General features: G+C 72.5%; 16 protein-coding genes. 8 read left to right on the top strand and 8 right to left on the bottom strand.

Annotated features, from left to right (window positions below; all coding sequences use genetic code 11):
• The first annotated feature begins 1 nt into the window (after nucleotide 1).
• Nucleotides 2–676, top strand: a complete 675-nt coding sequence (locus tag ACGWYJ_RS20895; protein WP_395107872.1) for a cupin domain-containing protein — start codon at nucleotides 2–4, stop codon at nucleotides 674–676.
• On the opposite strand, the gene ACGWYJ_RS20890 is transcribed toward ACGWYJ_RS20895, so the two are convergent.
• The 7 genes from ACGWYJ_RS20890 to ACGWYJ_RS20860 form a co-directional block, all read right to left on the bottom strand.
• Nucleotides 658–1,785, bottom strand: a complete 1,128-nt coding sequence (locus ACGWYJ_RS20890) for an AAA family ATPase (RefSeq protein ID WP_395107871.1) — start codon at nucleotides 1,783–1,785, stop codon at nucleotides 658–660. The genes ACGWYJ_RS20895 and ACGWYJ_RS20890 overlap by 19 nt on opposite strands.
• On the bottom strand, nucleotides 1,782–2,432 hold the full coding sequence (pnuC, locus tag ACGWYJ_RS20885; protein ID WP_395107870.1) for a nicotinamide riboside transporter PnuC: 651 nt from the start codon (nucleotides 2,430–2,432) through the stop codon (nucleotides 1,782–1,784). Before pnuC ends, ACGWYJ_RS20890 begins: the two co-directional genes overlap by 4 nt.
• A gap of 55 nt (nucleotides 2,433–2,487) precedes the next feature.
• Nucleotides 2,488–3,498, bottom strand: a complete 1,011-nt coding sequence (locus ACGWYJ_RS20880) for a LacI family DNA-binding transcriptional regulator (protein WP_395107868.1) — start codon at nucleotides 3,496–3,498, stop codon at nucleotides 2,488–2,490.
• 54 nt (nucleotides 3,499–3,552) lie between these two features.
• A complete protein-coding gene (locus tag ACGWYJ_RS20875) occupies nucleotides 3,553–5,019 on the bottom strand; it encodes a GH1 family beta-glucosidase (RefSeq protein WP_395107866.1) in 1,467 nt (488 codons plus the stop codon).
• Nucleotides 5,016–5,930, bottom strand: a complete 915-nt coding sequence (locus ACGWYJ_RS20870) for a carbohydrate ABC transporter permease (protein WP_395107864.1) — start codon at nucleotides 5,928–5,930, stop codon at nucleotides 5,016–5,018. Before ACGWYJ_RS20870 ends, ACGWYJ_RS20875 begins: the two co-directional genes overlap by 4 nt.
• The gene (locus tag ACGWYJ_RS20865; protein ID WP_395107862.1) at nucleotides 5,927–6,913 is read right to left on the bottom strand and encodes a carbohydrate ABC transporter permease; all 987 of its coding nucleotides are present in this window, start codon (nucleotides 6,911–6,913) and stop codon (nucleotides 5,927–5,929) included. Before ACGWYJ_RS20865 ends, ACGWYJ_RS20870 begins: the two co-directional genes overlap by 4 nt.
• Before the next feature lie 120 nt (nucleotides 6,914–7,033).
• Nucleotides 7,034–8,347, bottom strand: coding sequence for an extracellular solute-binding protein (locus ACGWYJ_RS20860; RefSeq protein ID WP_395107860.1), 1,314 nt, complete (start codon nucleotides 8,345–8,347; stop codon nucleotides 7,034–7,036).
• A 746-nt stretch (nucleotides 8,348–9,093) separates the two neighbouring features.
• Between ACGWYJ_RS20860 and ribA the strand changes: the two genes are divergently transcribed.
• The 7 genes from ribA to ACGWYJ_RS20825 are packed head-to-tail and all read left to right on the top strand — an operon-like array spanning nucleotide 9,094 to nucleotide 14,819.
• Complete coding sequence (ribA, locus tag ACGWYJ_RS20855; protein ID WP_395107858.1) at nucleotides 9,094–9,744, top strand: GTP cyclohydrolase II; 651 nt, start codon at nucleotides 9,094–9,096, stop codon at nucleotides 9,742–9,744.
• 5 nt (nucleotides 9,745–9,749) lie between these two features.
• Entirely contained in the window at nucleotides 9,750–10,463 is a 714-nt protein-coding gene (locus ACGWYJ_RS20850) for a CDP-alcohol phosphatidyltransferase family protein (protein WP_395107856.1), read from the top strand.
• A 2-nt stretch (nucleotides 10,464–10,465) separates the two neighbouring features.
• A complete protein-coding gene (locus ACGWYJ_RS20845) occupies nucleotides 10,466–11,479 on the top strand; it encodes a zinc-binding alcohol dehydrogenase (RefSeq protein ID WP_395107853.1) in 1,014 nt (337 codons plus the stop codon).
• Complete coding sequence (locus ACGWYJ_RS20840; RefSeq protein WP_395107851.1) at nucleotides 11,457–11,855, top strand: 6-pyruvoyl trahydropterin synthase family protein; 399 nt, start codon at nucleotides 11,457–11,459, stop codon at nucleotides 11,853–11,855. The genes ACGWYJ_RS20845 and ACGWYJ_RS20840 overlap by 23 nt, the downstream gene beginning before the upstream one ends.
• Nucleotides 11,852–12,952 (top strand): glycosyltransferase family 4 protein, encoded by a 1,101-nt coding sequence (locus tag ACGWYJ_RS20835; RefSeq protein ID WP_395107849.1) that lies wholly within the window; start codon nucleotides 11,852–11,854, stop codon nucleotides 12,950–12,952. The genes ACGWYJ_RS20840 and ACGWYJ_RS20835 overlap by 4 nt, the downstream gene beginning before the upstream one ends.
• The gene (locus ACGWYJ_RS20830) at nucleotides 12,949–13,812 is read left to right on the top strand and encodes a class I SAM-dependent methyltransferase (protein ID WP_395107846.1); all 864 of its coding nucleotides are present in this window, start codon (nucleotides 12,949–12,951) and stop codon (nucleotides 13,810–13,812) included. The genes ACGWYJ_RS20835 and ACGWYJ_RS20830 overlap by 4 nt, the downstream gene beginning before the upstream one ends.
• Nucleotides 13,809–14,819: a YbhN family protein gene (locus ACGWYJ_RS20825; RefSeq protein ID WP_395107845.1), complete on the top strand. Its 1,011-nt coding sequence runs from the start codon at nucleotides 13,809–13,811 to the stop codon at nucleotides 14,817–14,819. The genes ACGWYJ_RS20830 and ACGWYJ_RS20825 overlap by 4 nt, the downstream gene beginning before the upstream one ends.
• Here the strand turns inward: ACGWYJ_RS20825 and ACGWYJ_RS20820 are convergent.
• Nucleotides 14,733–15,416 carry a creatininase family protein gene (locus tag ACGWYJ_RS20820; RefSeq protein ID WP_395107843.1) on the bottom strand — a complete coding sequence of 228 codons (684 nt, stop codon included), beginning with the start codon at nucleotides 15,414–15,416 and terminating at the stop codon, nucleotides 14,733–14,735. The two genes, ACGWYJ_RS20825 and ACGWYJ_RS20820, sit on opposite strands and share 87 nt — an antisense overlap.
• Nucleotides 15,417–15,449 lie beyond the last annotated feature (33 nt).

Raw genomic sequence — 15,449 nt, 5'->3', positions numbered from 1 at the left:
GATGACGTTCCCTGGTGGGGTCGGGGTCTCCGGCCTGCGCGTCTACGACTGGCCCACGGCCGATGGGCTGTGCGGAGGGTCGCCCCACGTCCACCTGGCTTGCGCAGAGGCTTACGTGGTCGTGGGCGGCACGGGACGGGTCCAGACGCTCACCCGCCAGGCGTACGAGGAGACCCCGTTGTCGCAGGGCGCGGTCGTCTGGTTCACGCCCGGGACGATCCACCGGCTGGTCAACGACGGGGACCTGCGCATCGTCGTCATCATGCAGAACAGCGGCCTTCCCGAGGCGGGCGACGCGGTCTTCACCTTCCCCGACATGGACCCGGCCGTCTACCACCCGGCGGCGACGGTCACCGATGAGCCGTCCGCGCGCCGCCGCCGCGACCTGGCCGTCGAGGGCTTCCGCACGCTGCGGCGGCGCGCCCGGGACGGCGACGGCGCCGCGCTGGACGACTTCTACCGCGCGGCCGTCCGCCTCAAGCGCGACCTGGTCGACGAATGGGAGCGGCGCTGGCGCTCCGGGGCCCTGAGCTCGGCCGTCCGCACCGGCGACCATCTGGCGCACCTGCGCGCGGGCGACTGGAAGTACCTCACCGGCGCCTCCGTCCGCCGGGTGTCGCCGGGGCAGGCCCTGGGCATGTGCGGCCACCTGGAGACCTACGAACTGTCGCCCTGATCCGTCCGCTTCGGGGTGAGGGACCTCGGGGTGAGCGGTGGAGAGAACGACCAGCCCTTGTCCAGCAGCGCCTCGACCGCCGTGACCGCGGTGGCGAGACGCTCCTCGTGCCGGCCCGTGACGACGACGTGCGGCAGGTTGCGGCGGTCCAGCTCCTCGCGGAAGCGCGCCGACATGTGGTGGCGGATCGACTCGCCGTCGCGCCAGCCGTCCTGCACGAACGGGACGTCCGACGGGTCGGTGACGATCCACAGGTGGTGGCGGTCGTTGTGCTGGTGGAGCGTCTCGGGGGCCGTCTCGCCCAGGTAGCGCTCGTACCACAGGGCCGTGGCGAACGCGTCGGTGTCGCAGATCAGGACGGGGGAGCCCGCACGGGCCGCCGCCTCCTCCAGCGCGAGGTGGCGCTCGGCGACCAGGGTGAAGTCGTGGGGCGTCCAGACGATGTCGTCCAGCCACAGTTCCCGGCCGCCGGAGCCCGCGGCGCGGCGGGCGGCGGCGAGCTTCTCCTCTGTATAGATGCGCCCATACTCGGGGACGTAGCGCGTGGACGCCCAGACCCCACCGCGCGACGCGAAGTGGGCGGCCAGGGCGCGGGCGAGAGTGGTGGTGCCGGTCGACTCCGCGCCGACGACCACCACACGGCGCGCCAGGTACCCGCGTACGGGCGGGGCCAGGTGGTGCCAGTGCGCGATGGGGTCGTCCCGTACGGCGGTGCCGCTGACGGGGAAGCGCTCGCGCGGCGGATCGACGGCGACGTGCTCGGCCGACAGGCGCCGGGCCAGCTCGGGCCCGTACGCCTCGGACGAGAACACCGCGTCCACGGGCGAGGACAGACCCGACCGGAACGCGGCGACGTGGGCCGTCCAGGCGTCTTCCGAGCCGTAGTCGATCTCGTGGTCGTCCACCACCGGGGCGATGTCCACGTGCGGCTGAGGGTGGACCTCGCGGAGCCACGCGGCGCGCAACGCCAGCGGGATGCTCTCCACGGTGGACCCGGCGACGACCACGGTGACCCGGTCGCATGCCTTCGCGGCCGTGCCGATCAGATGGTGGTGCCCGGCGTGCGGAGGGTAGAACTTGCCCGCCACCATCCCGTGCGCGTACGTCATGCCGGGGAGGGCGCCACGGCCGCGGAACGGGAGCGGAAGTCGTCGCGCCAGGCGTTCAGGCCCAGCACGCACAGCGTCAGGAAGATGATGTACAGCGCGCTGGTGAGCTTGAGGTCCTTGTAGAAGTAGAGCGGGATGTAGACCAGGTCCGCGGCGATCCAGATCCACCACGACTCCAGCAGCTTGCGGGACTGGCCGTAGACGGCCATCAGCGACAGCGCGGTGGTGAGCGCGTCCCAGAACGGGACGGTGGAGTCGGTCCAGGCCATCAGCATCACGGTGAGCAGCGCGGTGGCGGCGGCGCCGGCGGTGACCAGCACCGCCCAGGTGGTGCGGGACGTGCGGGTGACGGGCAGGTTGTCGCGTCCCTCGCCGCCGTAGAGCCACATCCACCAGCCGTAGGACTGGAGCCCGACGTACACGACCTGAAGCCCGGCGTCGGCGTACAGGCCGCCGTCCAGGAACACCAGGCCGAGCAGGATCACGTTGGCGATCCCGATCGGCCAGTTGAGGATGTTCTGCCGCACGACCAGCCAGACGTTGACCGCGCCGGTGGCGAAGCCGAGCAGCTCGGCCCAGGTGGTCGGGACCGTTCCCAGATGGAACGCGGGCTGGAGCAGCGGGCCGAGCAGGTCGTGCGGCGTCATGGACGGCTCCCGGGGGGATCATAAATCGTCAGATAGACGATAACAGGGGCGTCCGTCAGGCGCTCTCCCTCACCACCAGGTGCGGCTGCAGGATCACCACCGGGTCGGCGGGCTCCTCGCCCTGGATCCGGGCGATCAGGAGACGGGCCATCTGCCGGCCCATCTCCTCCACCGACTGGTGGACGGTGGTCAGCGGCGGGTCGGCGAGCGGCGCGCTGGAGGAGTCCTCGAAGCCGACCACCGCCACGTCCTCCGGCACCTGGCGCCCGTGCTTCTTCAGCACCCGCATGGCGCCCAGCGCCATCGGGTCGTCGGCGGCGAACACCGCGTCGACCTCGGGATACCGGTCCAGCAGCTCGGCCGCGGCCGTGACGCCGCTGGCCTCGCTGAAGTCCCCGTAGACCACCATCTCCGGAAGCCCCGCCGCGGCCAGGGCGTCACGGTAGCCCTGCAACCGGTCGATGCCCACGCCCATGTCCTGCGGACCCGAGATATGGGCGATGCGCGTGCGCCCGCCGCGCACCAGGTGCTCGACCGCCTGCCGGGCGCCGTCGCGGTTGTCCACGTCCACGTACGAGACCGGATGGACGCCCGGCGGGCGGCCGCCCACGACGGTCGGCACGCCGCCCGCCTCCAGCTTGGCCGGCAGCGGGTCGTCGCCGTGCAGTGAGGTCATCAGCACCCCGTCGACGTGCTGGCCGGTCAGGTAGTTCTCCAGCCGCTCGTACTCGGCGGGCGAGCGGGCCAGGGCCAGCAGCAACTGCAAACCGGTGTCGTGCAGCTCCGGGCTGATCCCACGGATGATCCCCGCGAAGAACGGCTCGGCGAACAGCCGCTGCTCGGACTCCGACACCACCAGCGCCACCGTGTCGGTGCGCCGGGTCACCAGCGTCCTCGCGGCCCGGTTGGGCACATAGCCCAGCTCGTCGATGGCCCGCAGCACCGACTCGCGCGCCTCCGCGCTCACCCGCGGCGAGCCGTTGATGACGCGCGAGACCGTGCCCCGGCCGACCCCCGCCCGGGCCGCCACTTCCTCCAGCGTGGGGCGCGCGGAACCGCGCCTCACCTCCGTCGACCGTTCATCGCCTTGCGTCGGCCCCTTCTTCCCCGCCGTTGCCGATCACTCCCGTTCCGGCAGCCCGCCGGCTCGGATCACGCCCGCGTACCAGCGCGCGCTGTCCTTGGGCACCCTGCGCTGCGTCGTGTAGTCCACGTGGACGAGCCCGAAGCGCTTGGAGTAGCCCCAAGACCACTCGAAATTATCCAGCAGAGACCACGTGAAGTAACCGCGCAAGGGAACGCCGCCGGTTATGGCCTGGTGCGAGGCGCGCAGGTGCGCGTCCAGGTATTGGATCCTCTCCTCGTCCTGGATCGGGGTGTCACCGTTGGGGACCTCGTCGTACCCCGCGCCGTTCTCGGTGATGTAGAGGTCGACCGGGGGGTACTCGCGGTGCAGCCGGGTCAGCACCTCGTGCAACCCGGTCTCGTCGATCTCCCAGCCCATTCCCGTCACGGGACGGCCGCCGTCCACGAACCCGACGTGCTCGCTGCCCACCCAGGGGGAGACGGTGGAGTACGGCGACGACACCGCCTGGGCGGTCACGTTCGGGTCGCCCGTCACGGTGAACCGCGAGTAGTAGTTCACGCCGAGCTGGTCGATGGGCTGGTTGATGACCTCGGTGTCGCCGTCCAGGATGGTCGAGGCGAACCCCAGGTGGTCCAGGTCCGCCAGCACGTCCTCCGGGTAGCGGCCGCGCAGCAGCGGGTCCAGGAACAGCCGGTTCTGCATGCCGTCCACCCGGCGGGCCGCGTCCAGGTCGGCCTCCGCCTGGCTGGCGGGCGAGATCGCGTACAGGTTCACCGCCGCGCCCAGCCGGTGCTCGGGATGCCGCGCCCGCATCGCGCGGACGGCCTCCCCGTGCCCGAGCATCAGATGGTGCGCCGCGCGCAGCGAGGCGGCGGGTTCCCTGCGGCCCGGGGCGTGCTCGCCCGAGGCGTAGCCGAGGAACGCCGCGCACCACGGCTCGTTGATGGTCATCCAGTGCGCCACCCGGTCGCCCAGCTCACGGTGGATGAGGGCGGCGTAGTCGGCGAACCGGTACGCGGTGTCGCGTTCGGGCCAGCCGCCCGCGTCCTCCAGCGCCTGCGGCAGGTCCCAGTGGTAGAGGGTCGGCCACGGCTCGATGCCCGCCTCCAGCAGCGCGTCCACCAGCCGCCGGTAGAAGTCCACCCCGGCCTGGTTGAGCGGGCCGGAGCCGGACGGCTGCACCCGCGGCCACGACACCGAGAACCGGTAGGCGTTCAGCCCCAGCTCGGCCATCAGCGCCACGTCCTCGCGGAAGCGGTGGTAGTGGTCGACGGCCACGTCGCCGGTGTCACCGCCCAGCACCTTCCCGGGCGTACGGCAGAAGGTGTCCCAGATGGACGGGCCGCGCCCGTCCTCGTTCGTCGCGCCCTCGACCTGGTAGGCGGCGGTGGCCGCCCCCCAGCGGAAGTCGGCGGGGAACGCGAGCGGGGCGGCGGGGGAGGCGCCCTGGCCGGCCTGCGTGTGGCCGTGCCGCCTGTCACCTTGTGTGGGAGAGCTCACGCCTTGATCGCACCTTCCATGATGCCGCCGATGATCTGGCGGCCGAAAATGATGAACACCACCAGCAGCGGGAGCACCGCGAAGGTCGTCCCGGCGAACATGAGGGTGTAGTCGCTGAAATAGGCGTTGGACAGGTTGTTGATCGACACCTGGACGGTGGGGTTCTCGGGGCTGAGCACCGCCAGCGGCCACATGAACTCGTTCCAGGTCTGCATGAACGTCAGCAGCCCCAGGACGCCGGCCGCGGGTCGCAGCGCGGGCAGCACGACCCGCCAGTAGATGCCGAAGGTGGTGCAGCCGTCGACGCGGGCCGCCTCGATCAGCTCGTCCGGCACCGCCTGCTGCGTGTACTGGCGCATCATGAACACGCCGAACCCGGTGACCAGGAACGGGACGATCACCGCTTGCAGGCCGCCCTGCCAGCCGATCTTCACCATGATCATGTACAGCGGGATGATGCCCATCTGCACCGGGATCATCATGGTCGCGATGATCGTCAGCAGCAGCGCGTTCTTGCCGCGGAAGCGCAGCTTGGCGAACGCGAAGCCGGCCAGCGAGGCGAAGAACACCGTCGAGATCGTCACCGCTCCCGAGGCGATCGCCGAGTTCAGCAGGCCCTGGGCGAAGTAGGCGTCCGGGTTGTCGAACAGCCGTCCGGCGTTGTCGAAGAACTGGCCCCCCGGCAGCACCGGCGGGGGCACGTCCGACACCACGTCGTTGGAGCGGGTGGCGACGACGATCATCCAGTAGATCGGGAAGATCGACAGCACCAGCGCGACGATCAGCGCCAGATAGGTCAGCGGGGTGGCGTCCCACATGGCCCGGAACCGCCCGTGCCCGTTGCGCCGGTGCGCGCCGCCACCGCCGCGGCGGCCGGGCGAGGTCGCGGACGGCGTGGTCAAGGCGGTCATCTGGTCCCTCCCGCACGCCTGACGAACATGAAGTTGAGCAGCGAGAACAGGATGATCAGGACGAACAGCGCCCAGGCGACCGTCGCGCCGTACCCGTAGCGGTCGTCGTTGAAGGCGTTGTCGTACATGTACATCGTGATCGTCTGGAACTGGTGCAGCGAGCCGCCGTCCATCTTGTTGGCGGTGCCGCCGCCGAACAGCACGGGCTCGGTGAACAGCTGCAGGCCCCCGATGGTCGAGATGATCACCGTGAAGATGATCGTCGGCTGCAGCATGGGCACCGTGATCTGCCAGAACTGCCGGAGCCTGGACGCGCCGTCGATGGCGGCGGCCTCGTACAGGTCCCGCGGGATGGCCTGCATCGCCGCCAGGTAGATGAGCGCGTTGTAGCCGGTCCAGCGCCAGTCCACCATCACCGAGATGGCCAGCCAGGACCAGCCGCGGCTGGCGTGCCAGTCGATGCCGTCCACGCCCACCAGGCCGAGCGCCCAGTTGATGAACCCGAAGTTGGTGTCGAACATCTGGCTGAACACGATCGCCACCGCCGCGGTGGAGGTCACCAGCGGCGCCACCATCCCGATCCGGAACAGCGTGCCGGCCCGCATCCGCCGCGCCAGCGCGCTGGCGATGAACAGGGCGAGCAGCAGCTGCGGCACCGTGGCGATGAAGAAGATCCCGACCGTGTTGACGAGCGCGTGCCAGAAGTCGCCGTCGGTCAGCAGGTAGTCGTAGTTCTCCAGGCCGATCCACTCGCGCGTCCCGGAGGCCAGCCCCCAGTCGTGCAGGGACACCCACAGCGTGTACAGCAGCGGGAACAGCCCGAAGACCAGGAACACGATGTAGAACGGCGAGATGAACAGGTACGGAGATGCCTTGAGGTCGAGGCGGGCCAGCCTGGACCGCCACGATCTGCCGCGCGGCGGGTCGCCGGGCGCCGGCGGTGCCTTCCGCGCGCCGGTGGCAAGGCGCGTCTCGATGGTCATGCGCGTCCTTCCGAAAGGGGGGCCCGCGCCGGCTCGTGGCGGGGTGACGCCACGAGCCGGGCGGAGGGGCGTCCGTGGGAGCCTCACCGGCCCCCGGGCGGTTTCACCGCCGCGAACCGGTCAGCGGGCGGCCTTCTGGGCCTCGCTCACCGCCTGGTTCCAGGCGTCCTCGGCCTTGACCCTGCCCTGACCCACCGCGATCAGGATGTTCTCCACGGCCAGCCGCACGTCCTCGTGCTTGGGGCCGAGGTAGACGGGCTTGACCTGCGCGGCCAGGTCGCCGAAGAGCTTGCCGGTCGGCGCGTTGCTGAAGTAGGCGCTGGTCGCGCCGGCCACCGCCGGGTCCTTGGCGGCCTGCGGCGAGGACGGGAAGGTGTTCTTGTCCTTGTAGGCGGCGATCTGGCCCTGCGGGCTGCTCAGGAACTTGGCCAGCTCGGCGGCCTCCTTCGGGTGGTCGGTCTGCTTGGGCACGGCCAGCCAGGAGCCGCCCCAGTAGCCGCCGCCGCCCGGGATCGCCGCCACGTCCCACTTGCCCTTGCCGTAGTCACCGGAGAACTCCTCGATGCCGCCGAGCATCCAGGACGGGCAGGGCAGGGTGGCGAAGGTGTCGCGCTTCAGCGCCGTCTGCCACGGCGGGGTGAAGATCGACATGTCGGAGGTCATCTTCGCCGCCTCGAACTTCAGCGTGGTGTCGAAGGACTGCTTGACCACGGGGTTGGTGCTGAAGACCAGGTTGTTGCTCTTGTCGAAGAAGCTGTAGCCGGGTCCGGCGCCCGCGTTCTGCAGGACGGTGGCGCGGAAGATGGCCGTCGGGCCGTCCAGCCACTTGGTGCCCGAGACCTCCCGCTGGAACCGCTGACCGGTGTCGTAGAAGGCGTCCCAGGTCGGCCACAGCTTGGACACCTCGTCCCGGTCGGTGGGCAGGCCGGCCTTCTCGAACAGGTCCTTGCGGTAGCACATGCCGAGCGGGCCGATGTCGGTGCCGAGCCCGACGAGCTGGCTGCCGTCGGGGCTCAGGCCCATCTGCCACTTCCACGGCAGGAAGTTGTTCTGCAGTTCGCGACCGCCGTGGTCGAAGAGGTTCACGAACTTGCTGCGCTGCTGCATGTAGGTGGGCAGGATGCCCTCCTCCAGGGCGACCACGTCGCCGGCGCCGCTGTTGGTGGCCATCCACTGCTGGAGACGTGGCCTGTAGTCGTCCAGGGTGGACGCCTTGCGCTGTCGGATCTTGATGTTGGGGTGGGACTGCTCGTACTGCTTGTAGAGCTGTTCATAGCCGAACTCGCCGAAGACGTCGACGGTCAGGGTGATGGGACCGCTTTCGCTGTCGTCCCCGTCGCCGCAGGCGGACGCGGCGACCAGGACCCCGGCCAGGACCGCCGCGACCGCGGCCCTGACGGCGCTTCCGCGACCGCCTCGCTTGGTGACCCTCATTCCGACCCCTCTCAGGTCGTGCCGGGATACATGGGATGGGTGGTACGGGTGCCGGACCGGCCTGTGGCACCGACCATGGGAGCGCTCCCACGAAGCGAAGCCCCTCCGACATCCCGGTGTCAATGGGTCGAAACACAACCGTTACGCGACGGGGCTTCCGCGCGCCCTCGCGTCGGCGGGCGGCGGTTGACAACGGGATCGCCGGCGGGTGAGGCTGTGGTATGGGAGCGCTCCCAAGCTCGATGTCAGCGGCGGACGCCGCCGCCGCCCGCGGTCGTCCGCTGCCCGGCGCCCGCGGGTCTTGGGGCTTGAAGGTCCTGGTCACCGAGCCGTACCTCCCTCGGCAAGGCAGGGCCGCCTCCCTCGGGGAAGAGAGGGGCGCGCGGTTCCCGGCGCGCCCCTCTTACTCCTCGCCCGTCCGCGATGCCCCGGCCGAGGCCCGGCCTCCCGTCACGGTGGATGGCCGCATCGTGCCACCACCGTCGTGCCCGCCGACCGCGGTCGTGACATAGGACTGCCGTCGCGTCAACGGCTCCCCTTGGGCGGGTGCCGTCCCGCCGACTTGAGCGCACGGCCGTTCACGGCGTCGCAAAGGACGGCCATACCCGGGCAACCCCTCCTCCCTCGACCGCACACGGCCCATGACGGGGCGCGACGAAGCGGTCGCGATTAAGAGCGGTTCGGCGGAACCGAACGGGCAGACCGTTACGTACAGGGGGGAAGAGAGCGAGGCGACGAGGGGGAAGATGCGCGAGCAAGCCATTGGCTACGAGGACATCGCGGAAGCGGATCTGGCGACCCGGAGGGGCACCTTCCGGGCCGTCGCGTTCCGGGACCCGCTGGACGGCAACGAGCACATGGCCCTGGTCAGGGGCACGCCGAGGGCCCGTGACTCCGTCCTGGTCAGGGTGCACTCGGAGTGCATGACCGGGGACATCTTCGGCGCGACGCGCTGCGAGTGCGGGGACCAGCTCGGCGCGGCGCTGGACGCGATCGTCCGCGAGGGCACGGGCGTCCTGGTCTACCTGCGCGGCCACGAGGGCCGGGGCATCGGCCTGGTGGCCAAGGTCCGGACCCACATCCTCCAGGACGAGCAGGGCCTGGACACCGTCGACTCCGCCACGGCGCTGGGCCTGCCGGTGGACGTCCGCGACTACGGGCCCGCGGTGCGGGTGCTGCGGTACCTGGACGTGCGCTCGGTCCGGCTGATGACCAACAACCCCGACAAGGTCGACGCCCTGGAGTCGCGCGGGGTCACGGTCGCCGAGCGGGTCCCGCTGCTGGCGGCGGCCAGCGACGACAACATCGGCTACCTCACGGCCAAGCGCGACCGGCTGGGTCACGACCTGCCGCAGCTCGACGCGCCCAGTCCGCAGCTCGGCGGGGCGGGAGGCTGACACCGGTGACCGCACTGTTGAGCTCGGCGGCCTGGGCGACCGGCACCGCCTACGGCACGGCGCTGTGGGCGATCATCCGGTACGGCAAGAGGCGCGCGGGCACCCCCTCCCTGGGACCGGCCGACTTCGTGACGCTGGCGCGCGCGATCCTGGCCGGCGCCGTCACCGTCCTCGTCGTGGACGGCCTCGTGCGCGGCACGGAGGTCGCCGCGCTCACCTCCGTCGCCGCCTGCGCGCTGGTCCTGGACGCGGTGGACGGCCAGGTCGCGCGGCGCACCGGGACGTCCTCGGCGTTCGGCGCGCGCTTCGACATGGAGGCCGACGCGTACCTGATCCTGGTGCTCAGCGTCTACCTGTCCTGGAGCCTCGGGCCGTGGGTGCTGGCGATCGGCCTCATGCGGTACGCGTTCGTCGCGGCGTCCTGGGCGCTGCCCTGGCTGCGCGGCGAGCTGCCGCCGAGCCGCGCCCGCAAGGTCGTCGCCGCGGCGCAGGGGATCGTCCTCGTCGTGGCCACCTCCGGCACCGTCCCCCGTCCGCTCGCCATCGCCGCCGTCGGCGGTGCGCTGGCGGCGCTGACGTGGTCGTTCGGCCGTGACATCGCCTGGCTGTGGCGCAACGCCCGCAGGCCCGCCACGAGCAAGCGCGCCGCGACCAGGCGTGCCGCGAGCGGGCGCGCGTACCGGCGGCGGCTCGCCGCCGTGCTGGAACCGGGACGGTGAGGATGGAACGCAGCGCGCTGTCGTTCTGGGTCAGGTCCCCGGGCAAGGGCGAGATCGAACGGGTCGCCCTTCCCGACCCCGGCCCGGGCGACGTCGTGGTCCGCACCCTGTACTCGGGGATCAGCCGGGGCACCGAGTCGCTGGTCTTCGAGGGCCGGGTGCCCGTCAGCCAGCGCGACCTGATGCGCGCGCCCTTCCAGGAGGGCGACTTCCCCGGCCCGGTCAAGTACGGCTACCTGAACGTGGGGACCGTGGAGGAGGGCCCGCCGGAGCTGGCCGGGCGGACGGTGTTCTGCCTGTACCCGCACCAGACCCGGTACGTGGTCCCGGCGAGCGCCGTGACGCCCGTCCCGGAGGACGTGCCGCCGGGCCGCGCGATCCTGGCCGGGACGGTCGAGACCGCGGTGAACGCGCTGTGGGACGCGGCGCCGCTGGTCGGTGACCGGATCGCGGTCGTCGGCGCCGGGATGGTCGGATGCTCGGTCGCCGCCGTCCTGGCGGGCCTGCCCGGCGCCCGCGTGCAACTGGTGGACGTCGACACGTCCCGCGCGTCCGTGGCCGAGGCGCTCGGCGTCGGGTTCGCCGTTCCGGACGACGCCGAGGGCGACTGCGACCTGGTCGTGCACGCCAGCGCCAGCGAGGCGGGCCTGGCGCGGTCGCTGGAACTGCTCGGCCCCGAGGGCGAGGTGCTGGAGCTGAGCTGGTACGGCGACCGCCGCGTCGCCGTGCCGCTGGGGGAGCACTTCCACTCCCGGCGCCTGACCGTGCGCGGCAGCCAGGTGGGCGCGGTGTCCCCGTCCCGCAGGTCCCGCCGTACCCACGCCGACCGGCTGGCGCTGGCGCTGCGGCTGCTGGCCGCGCCCGTGTTCGATGCCCTGATCACCGGTGAGGCGGGCTTCACCGAACTGCCCCGGCTGATGCCGCCGCTGGCGTCCGGGGCGCTCCCCGCTCTGTGCCACCGCATCGTCTACGACCCGGTCGAGGAGGCCGCCCTTGTTCAGCGTCACCGTCCGTGATCACCTCATGGTCGCGCACAGCCTGCGCGGCGAGGTCTTCGGGCCCGCGCAGCGCCTGCACGGCGCGACCTTCCTGGTGGACGCGACGTTCCGCAGGCCCGACCTCGACCCGGACGGGATCGTGGTCGACATCGGCCTGGCGACCCGGGAACTCGGGGCGGTGCTGGACCCGATGCGCTACAGCAATCTGGACGAGGTGCCCGACTTCTCCGGCCGCAACACCACGACCGAGTTCCTGGCCAAGACGATCGCCGACCGGCTCGCCGAGAAGGTTCGCGCCGGTGCGCTGGGCGAGTCGGCACACGGCCTGACCGGCATCACCGTGACGCTGCACGAGTCGCACGTCGCGTGGGCGAGCTACGAGCTGACGCTATGAGCGAGGGATCCGCGGCGGAGGCCGTGCATGTCGTCATGCCCGGCGACGTCGACCGGCTGAGCGTGGCCAGCGGCGGCAACGTCTACGACAGGCGCGTCTGCGAAGGGCTCGCCCGGACCCGTCCCGTTCACGAGCTGCCCGTCTCCGGATCGTGGCCGCGTCCGGACGGGACGGCGCGCGGAGACCTGGCGGCCGCCCTCGCCGGCGTGCCCGACGGCGCCACCGTGCTGATGGACGGGCTGGTCGCCTGCGGCGTGCCGGAGGTGGTGGTCCCTGAGGCCGGCCGGCTGCGGCTGGTGATCCTGGTGCATCTGCCGCTGGCGGACGAGACGCAGCCGCCCGGCGCGCCACCACCCGACGACCTCGACGTGCGCGAACGCGAGACGCTGCGCGCGTCCCACGCCGTCGTGACGACCGGGCGGCGCACCGCCGGCCGCCTGATCGAGCACCATGGGCTCGACGCTGCGCGCGTCCACGTCGCGCCGCCCGGCACCGACCCGGCGCCGCTCGCGCCGGGCACCGAGGACGGCACGCGGCTGCTGTGCGTGGCCTCGCTGACCCCGCGCAAGGGTCATGACCTGCTGGTCGAGGCGCTGGCGCGGGTCGGCGGCCACGGCTGGGAGCTGACCTGCGTCGGGCCGCTGCGCCGCGATCTCGACCAGGTCGCGCGGCTCCGCGCGCTCATCGAGCGGCACGGCCTGGACGACCGGATCCACCTCGCCGGTCCACGCACGGGCGAGCGCCTGGACGCCGCGTACGCCGCCGCCGACCTGCTGGTGCTGGCGTCCCGCGCCGAGACCTACGGCATGGTCGTGACCGAGGCGCTGGCCCGCGGGCTTCCCGTGCTGGCCACCGAGGTCGGCGGCGTCCCCGAAGCGCTCGGCCGGACCGCCGGCGGCGAGCCGCCCGGTCTGCTGGTCCCGCCGGAGGACCCGGACGCGCTCGCCGGCGCGCTGCGCCGCTGGCTCGGCGAGCCCGACCTGCGCCGCCGCTTGCGCAAGCTCGCGGCCGAACGCCGCGACACGCTTCCGAGCTGGGACGACACCACACGTGCGCTGACCGGTGTCCTGAACGGGCTGGACAGGGTGGCGCCATGAACGCCGCAGGAATGACGGGTGCGCCGGGCGCGGAGCGGTTCGCCCCCGGCTGGCTGGAGCTGCGCGAGAGCGCCGACGCCGCCGCCCGCGCCACGGACCTGCTGGGACCGCTGCGCGCGCACTTGCCCGCGTCCCCCGGACGGCTGGTCGTGTGGGACCTCGGCTGCGGCACCGGGTCGCTGGGACGGTGGCTGGCGGGGCGGCTGGACGTCCCGCAGCACTGGATCCTGCACGACCGGGACCCGGATCTGCTGGAGCGGGCGCGCGACGCGATCCCCGGTGTCACGACCGAGACGCGCGCCGGCGACATCACCCGGCTCGGCGCGGCCGACCTGGCGGGCGCCGGGCTGGTCGCCGCGTCCGCGCTGCTGGACCTGCTCACCTTCGACGAGGTGGACGCGCTCGCGGAGGCGATCACCGGCGCGGGCTGTCCGGCGCTGCTGACGCTGTCGGTGGCCGGCCGGGTCGAGCTCGACCCGTACGACCCGGCCGACGCCGAGTTCGCCGCCGCCTTCAACGCCCACCAGCGCCGGGAGACCGGCGGCCGTTCCCTGCTCGGCCCCGACGCGGTCACCGCCGCGACCGAGGCGTTCGAGCGGCGCGGCGCCGCCGTGCGGACCAGCCCGAGCCCGTGGCGGCTGGGCCCCGGCGACGCCGCGCTGGCGGCCGAGTGGCTGCGCGGCTGGGTCGCCGCGGCCTGCGAGGAGCGGCCGGACCTGCCCGGCGAGGAGTACCTGCGCCGGCGGCTGGACGACTGCGCGGCGGGGAGGCTGAGCGTGGTCGTCCACCATCGCGACCTGCTCGCCGTGCCGTCCTGCCGACCTCCAGGGCCGCGCCCGAAGGCGAGGGGGACGCGATGAACTGGGTCCGGAACCTGACCGGCGCCGCCATCCTCGGCGCGCTGGTGTGGTGGCACAGCACCGACGCGTTCGTGAACGCGATGCGCATGGTCACGCTGCCCTCGCTGCTGGCCGCGCTCGGGATCGGTCTGCTGACCACGGTGTTCAGCGCGTGGCGGTGGTGCCTGGTGGCGCACCGGTTGCGGCTGAGGCTGCGCCTGCCCGGCGCGGTCGCGGACTACTACCAGGCGCTCTTCCTGAACGCGGTGCTTCCGGCGGGCGTCTTGGGCGACGTGCACCGCGCGGTGAGCCATGGCCGCGACTCCGGTGACGTGGGACGGGGCGTGCGCGCCGTCGTCCTGGAACGCGCGGCGGGCCAGATCGTCATCATCGCCGCCGGGCTGGTCGTGCTGGTCACGCGGCCGGCGCTGTTCACGGCGCTGGCTCCCGGCATCGTCACCGCGCTCGTGCTGGTGCCGTGCGTCGTGGTCGCGGTCGTCGCGCTCGCGCGCTGCCGCTGGGGACGCGCCGCCGCCCGGGCCACCGCCGACGCGCGCCGCGTCCTGCTGGCCCGCGACACCTGGCCCGGCGTGGTGCTGCTGTCGGCGGCGGCGCTCGCCGGGTACATCGCGCTGTTCCTGGTCGCGGCGCGCGTCGCCGGGGCGACCGCCCCGCTGCTCCAGCTCGTCCCGCTGGTGGTGTTCGCGCTGCTGGTGATGGGCCTGCCGATGAACGTGGGCGGCTGGGGTCCCCGCGAGGCCGCCACCACGATCGCGTTCGGCGCCGCCGGGCTGGGCTCCGAGCAGGGCCTCGCGGTCGCGGTCGTGTACGGGGTGCTGACGTTCGTCGCGAGCCTCCCGGGCGCCGCCGTGCTGCTCGTGCGCGTCGGCACGCGCCGGCGCGCCGCCGGTGCCCGGAAGGCGCGCCCGGTGGCGCCGCGGCTAGTCCCGCAGCGCCCGCAGGTGGTCGCCGAACGATTCGACGAGCGCCGCGAGAAGGTCCCGGCCCTTGCGGGACGAGGCCAGTGACGGACGCCCCACGATGCCGGACTCGGTGTAGCCCTCCAGGCCGCGTGTGAGCATGTGCCTGCGGTCGCCGGAGACGTGGTCACCGGCCTCGTACCCCGGTTTCACCAGCTCGGGGTGGGCGTGCAGCAGAAGGGAGGTCTCCAGCTCGCCCGCGTGCATGTCGGTGTCGCCGTCGTCGCGGATCCCGGCGGCGATCCTGGCGGCCTCCCAGTCCTCCACGGTGGGGAACAGCGCCATGTCGCCGCCCGCCTCCTGGACCAGGTTGCCCAGGACGTAGTTGCCGCCGTGCCCGTTCACCAGCACCAGCTTGGGCACCCCGGACCGCCGCAGCGACTCGGCGACATCGTGGACGACCGCGTACAGGGTGCGCGCCGAGATGCTGACCGTGCCGGGCCAGGCGGCGTGCTCGTGCGAGCAGGAGATCGTCACCGGCGGCAGCAGCCGCACCGGGTGCGCGGCGGCGATCTCCCGTGCCACCGTGCACGCCACCACGGTGTCGGTGGCCAGCGGAAGGTACGGGCCGTGCTGCTCGTGGCTGCCCACGGGAAGCAGCGCGACGGTGGTGTGCCGTTCGCTCTCTTCGGCCGTGGTGGTCATCGGGAGGAGGTAAGCGCTCGCGTCAGGCCCCAT

Origin of the sequence: Actinomadura sp. SCN-SB (assembly GCF_043906805.1) — a bacterium.
In the GTDB taxonomy this organism is placed as follows: Bacteria; Actinomycetota; Actinomycetes; order Streptosporangiales; family Streptosporangiaceae; genus Spirillospora.
This window is presented reverse-complemented; position numbering and strand designations above follow the sequence as displayed.

Coding starts and splice junctions, on each gene's coding strand:
- ACGWYJ_RS20845 (WP_395107853.1), top strand. CDS start 10,466: ATGGAACGCAGCGCGCTGTCGTTCTGGGTCAGGTCCCCGGGCAAGGGC.
- ACGWYJ_RS20860 (WP_395107860.1), bottom strand. CDS start 8,347: ATGAGGGTCACCAAGCGAGGCGGTCGCGGAAGCGCCGTCAGGGCCGCG.
- pnuC (WP_395107870.1), bottom strand. CDS start 2,432: ATGACGCCGCACGACCTGCTCGGCCCGCTGCTCCAGCCCGCGTTCCAT.
- ribA (WP_395107858.1), top strand. CDS start 9,094: ATGCGCGAGCAAGCCATTGGCTACGAGGACATCGCGGAAGCGGATCTG.
- ACGWYJ_RS20820 (WP_395107843.1), bottom strand. CDS start 15,416: ATGACCACCACGGCCGAAGAGAGCGAACGGCACACCACCGTCGCGCTG.
- ACGWYJ_RS20835 (WP_395107849.1), top strand. CDS start 11,852: ATGAGCGAGGGATCCGCGGCGGAGGCCGTGCATGTCGTCATGCCCGGC.
- ACGWYJ_RS20830 (WP_395107846.1), top strand. CDS start 12,949: ATGAACGCCGCAGGAATGACGGGTGCGCCGGGCGCGGAGCGGTTCGCC.
- ACGWYJ_RS20890 (WP_395107871.1), bottom strand. CDS start 1,785: ATGACGTACGCGCACGGGATGGTGGCGGGCAAGTTCTACCCTCCGCAC.
- ACGWYJ_RS20870 (WP_395107864.1), bottom strand. CDS start 5,930: ATGACCGCCTTGACCACGCCGTCCGCGACCTCGCCCGGCCGCCGCGGC.
- ACGWYJ_RS20865 (WP_395107862.1), bottom strand. CDS start 6,913: ATGACCATCGAGACGCGCCTTGCCACCGGCGCGCGGAAGGCACCGCCG.
- ACGWYJ_RS20825 (WP_395107845.1), top strand. CDS start 13,809: ATGAACTGGGTCCGGAACCTGACCGGCGCCGCCATCCTCGGCGCGCTG.
- ACGWYJ_RS20895 (WP_395107872.1), top strand. CDS start 2: ATGACGTTCCCTGGTGGGGTCGGGGTCTCCGGCCTGCGCGTCTACGAC.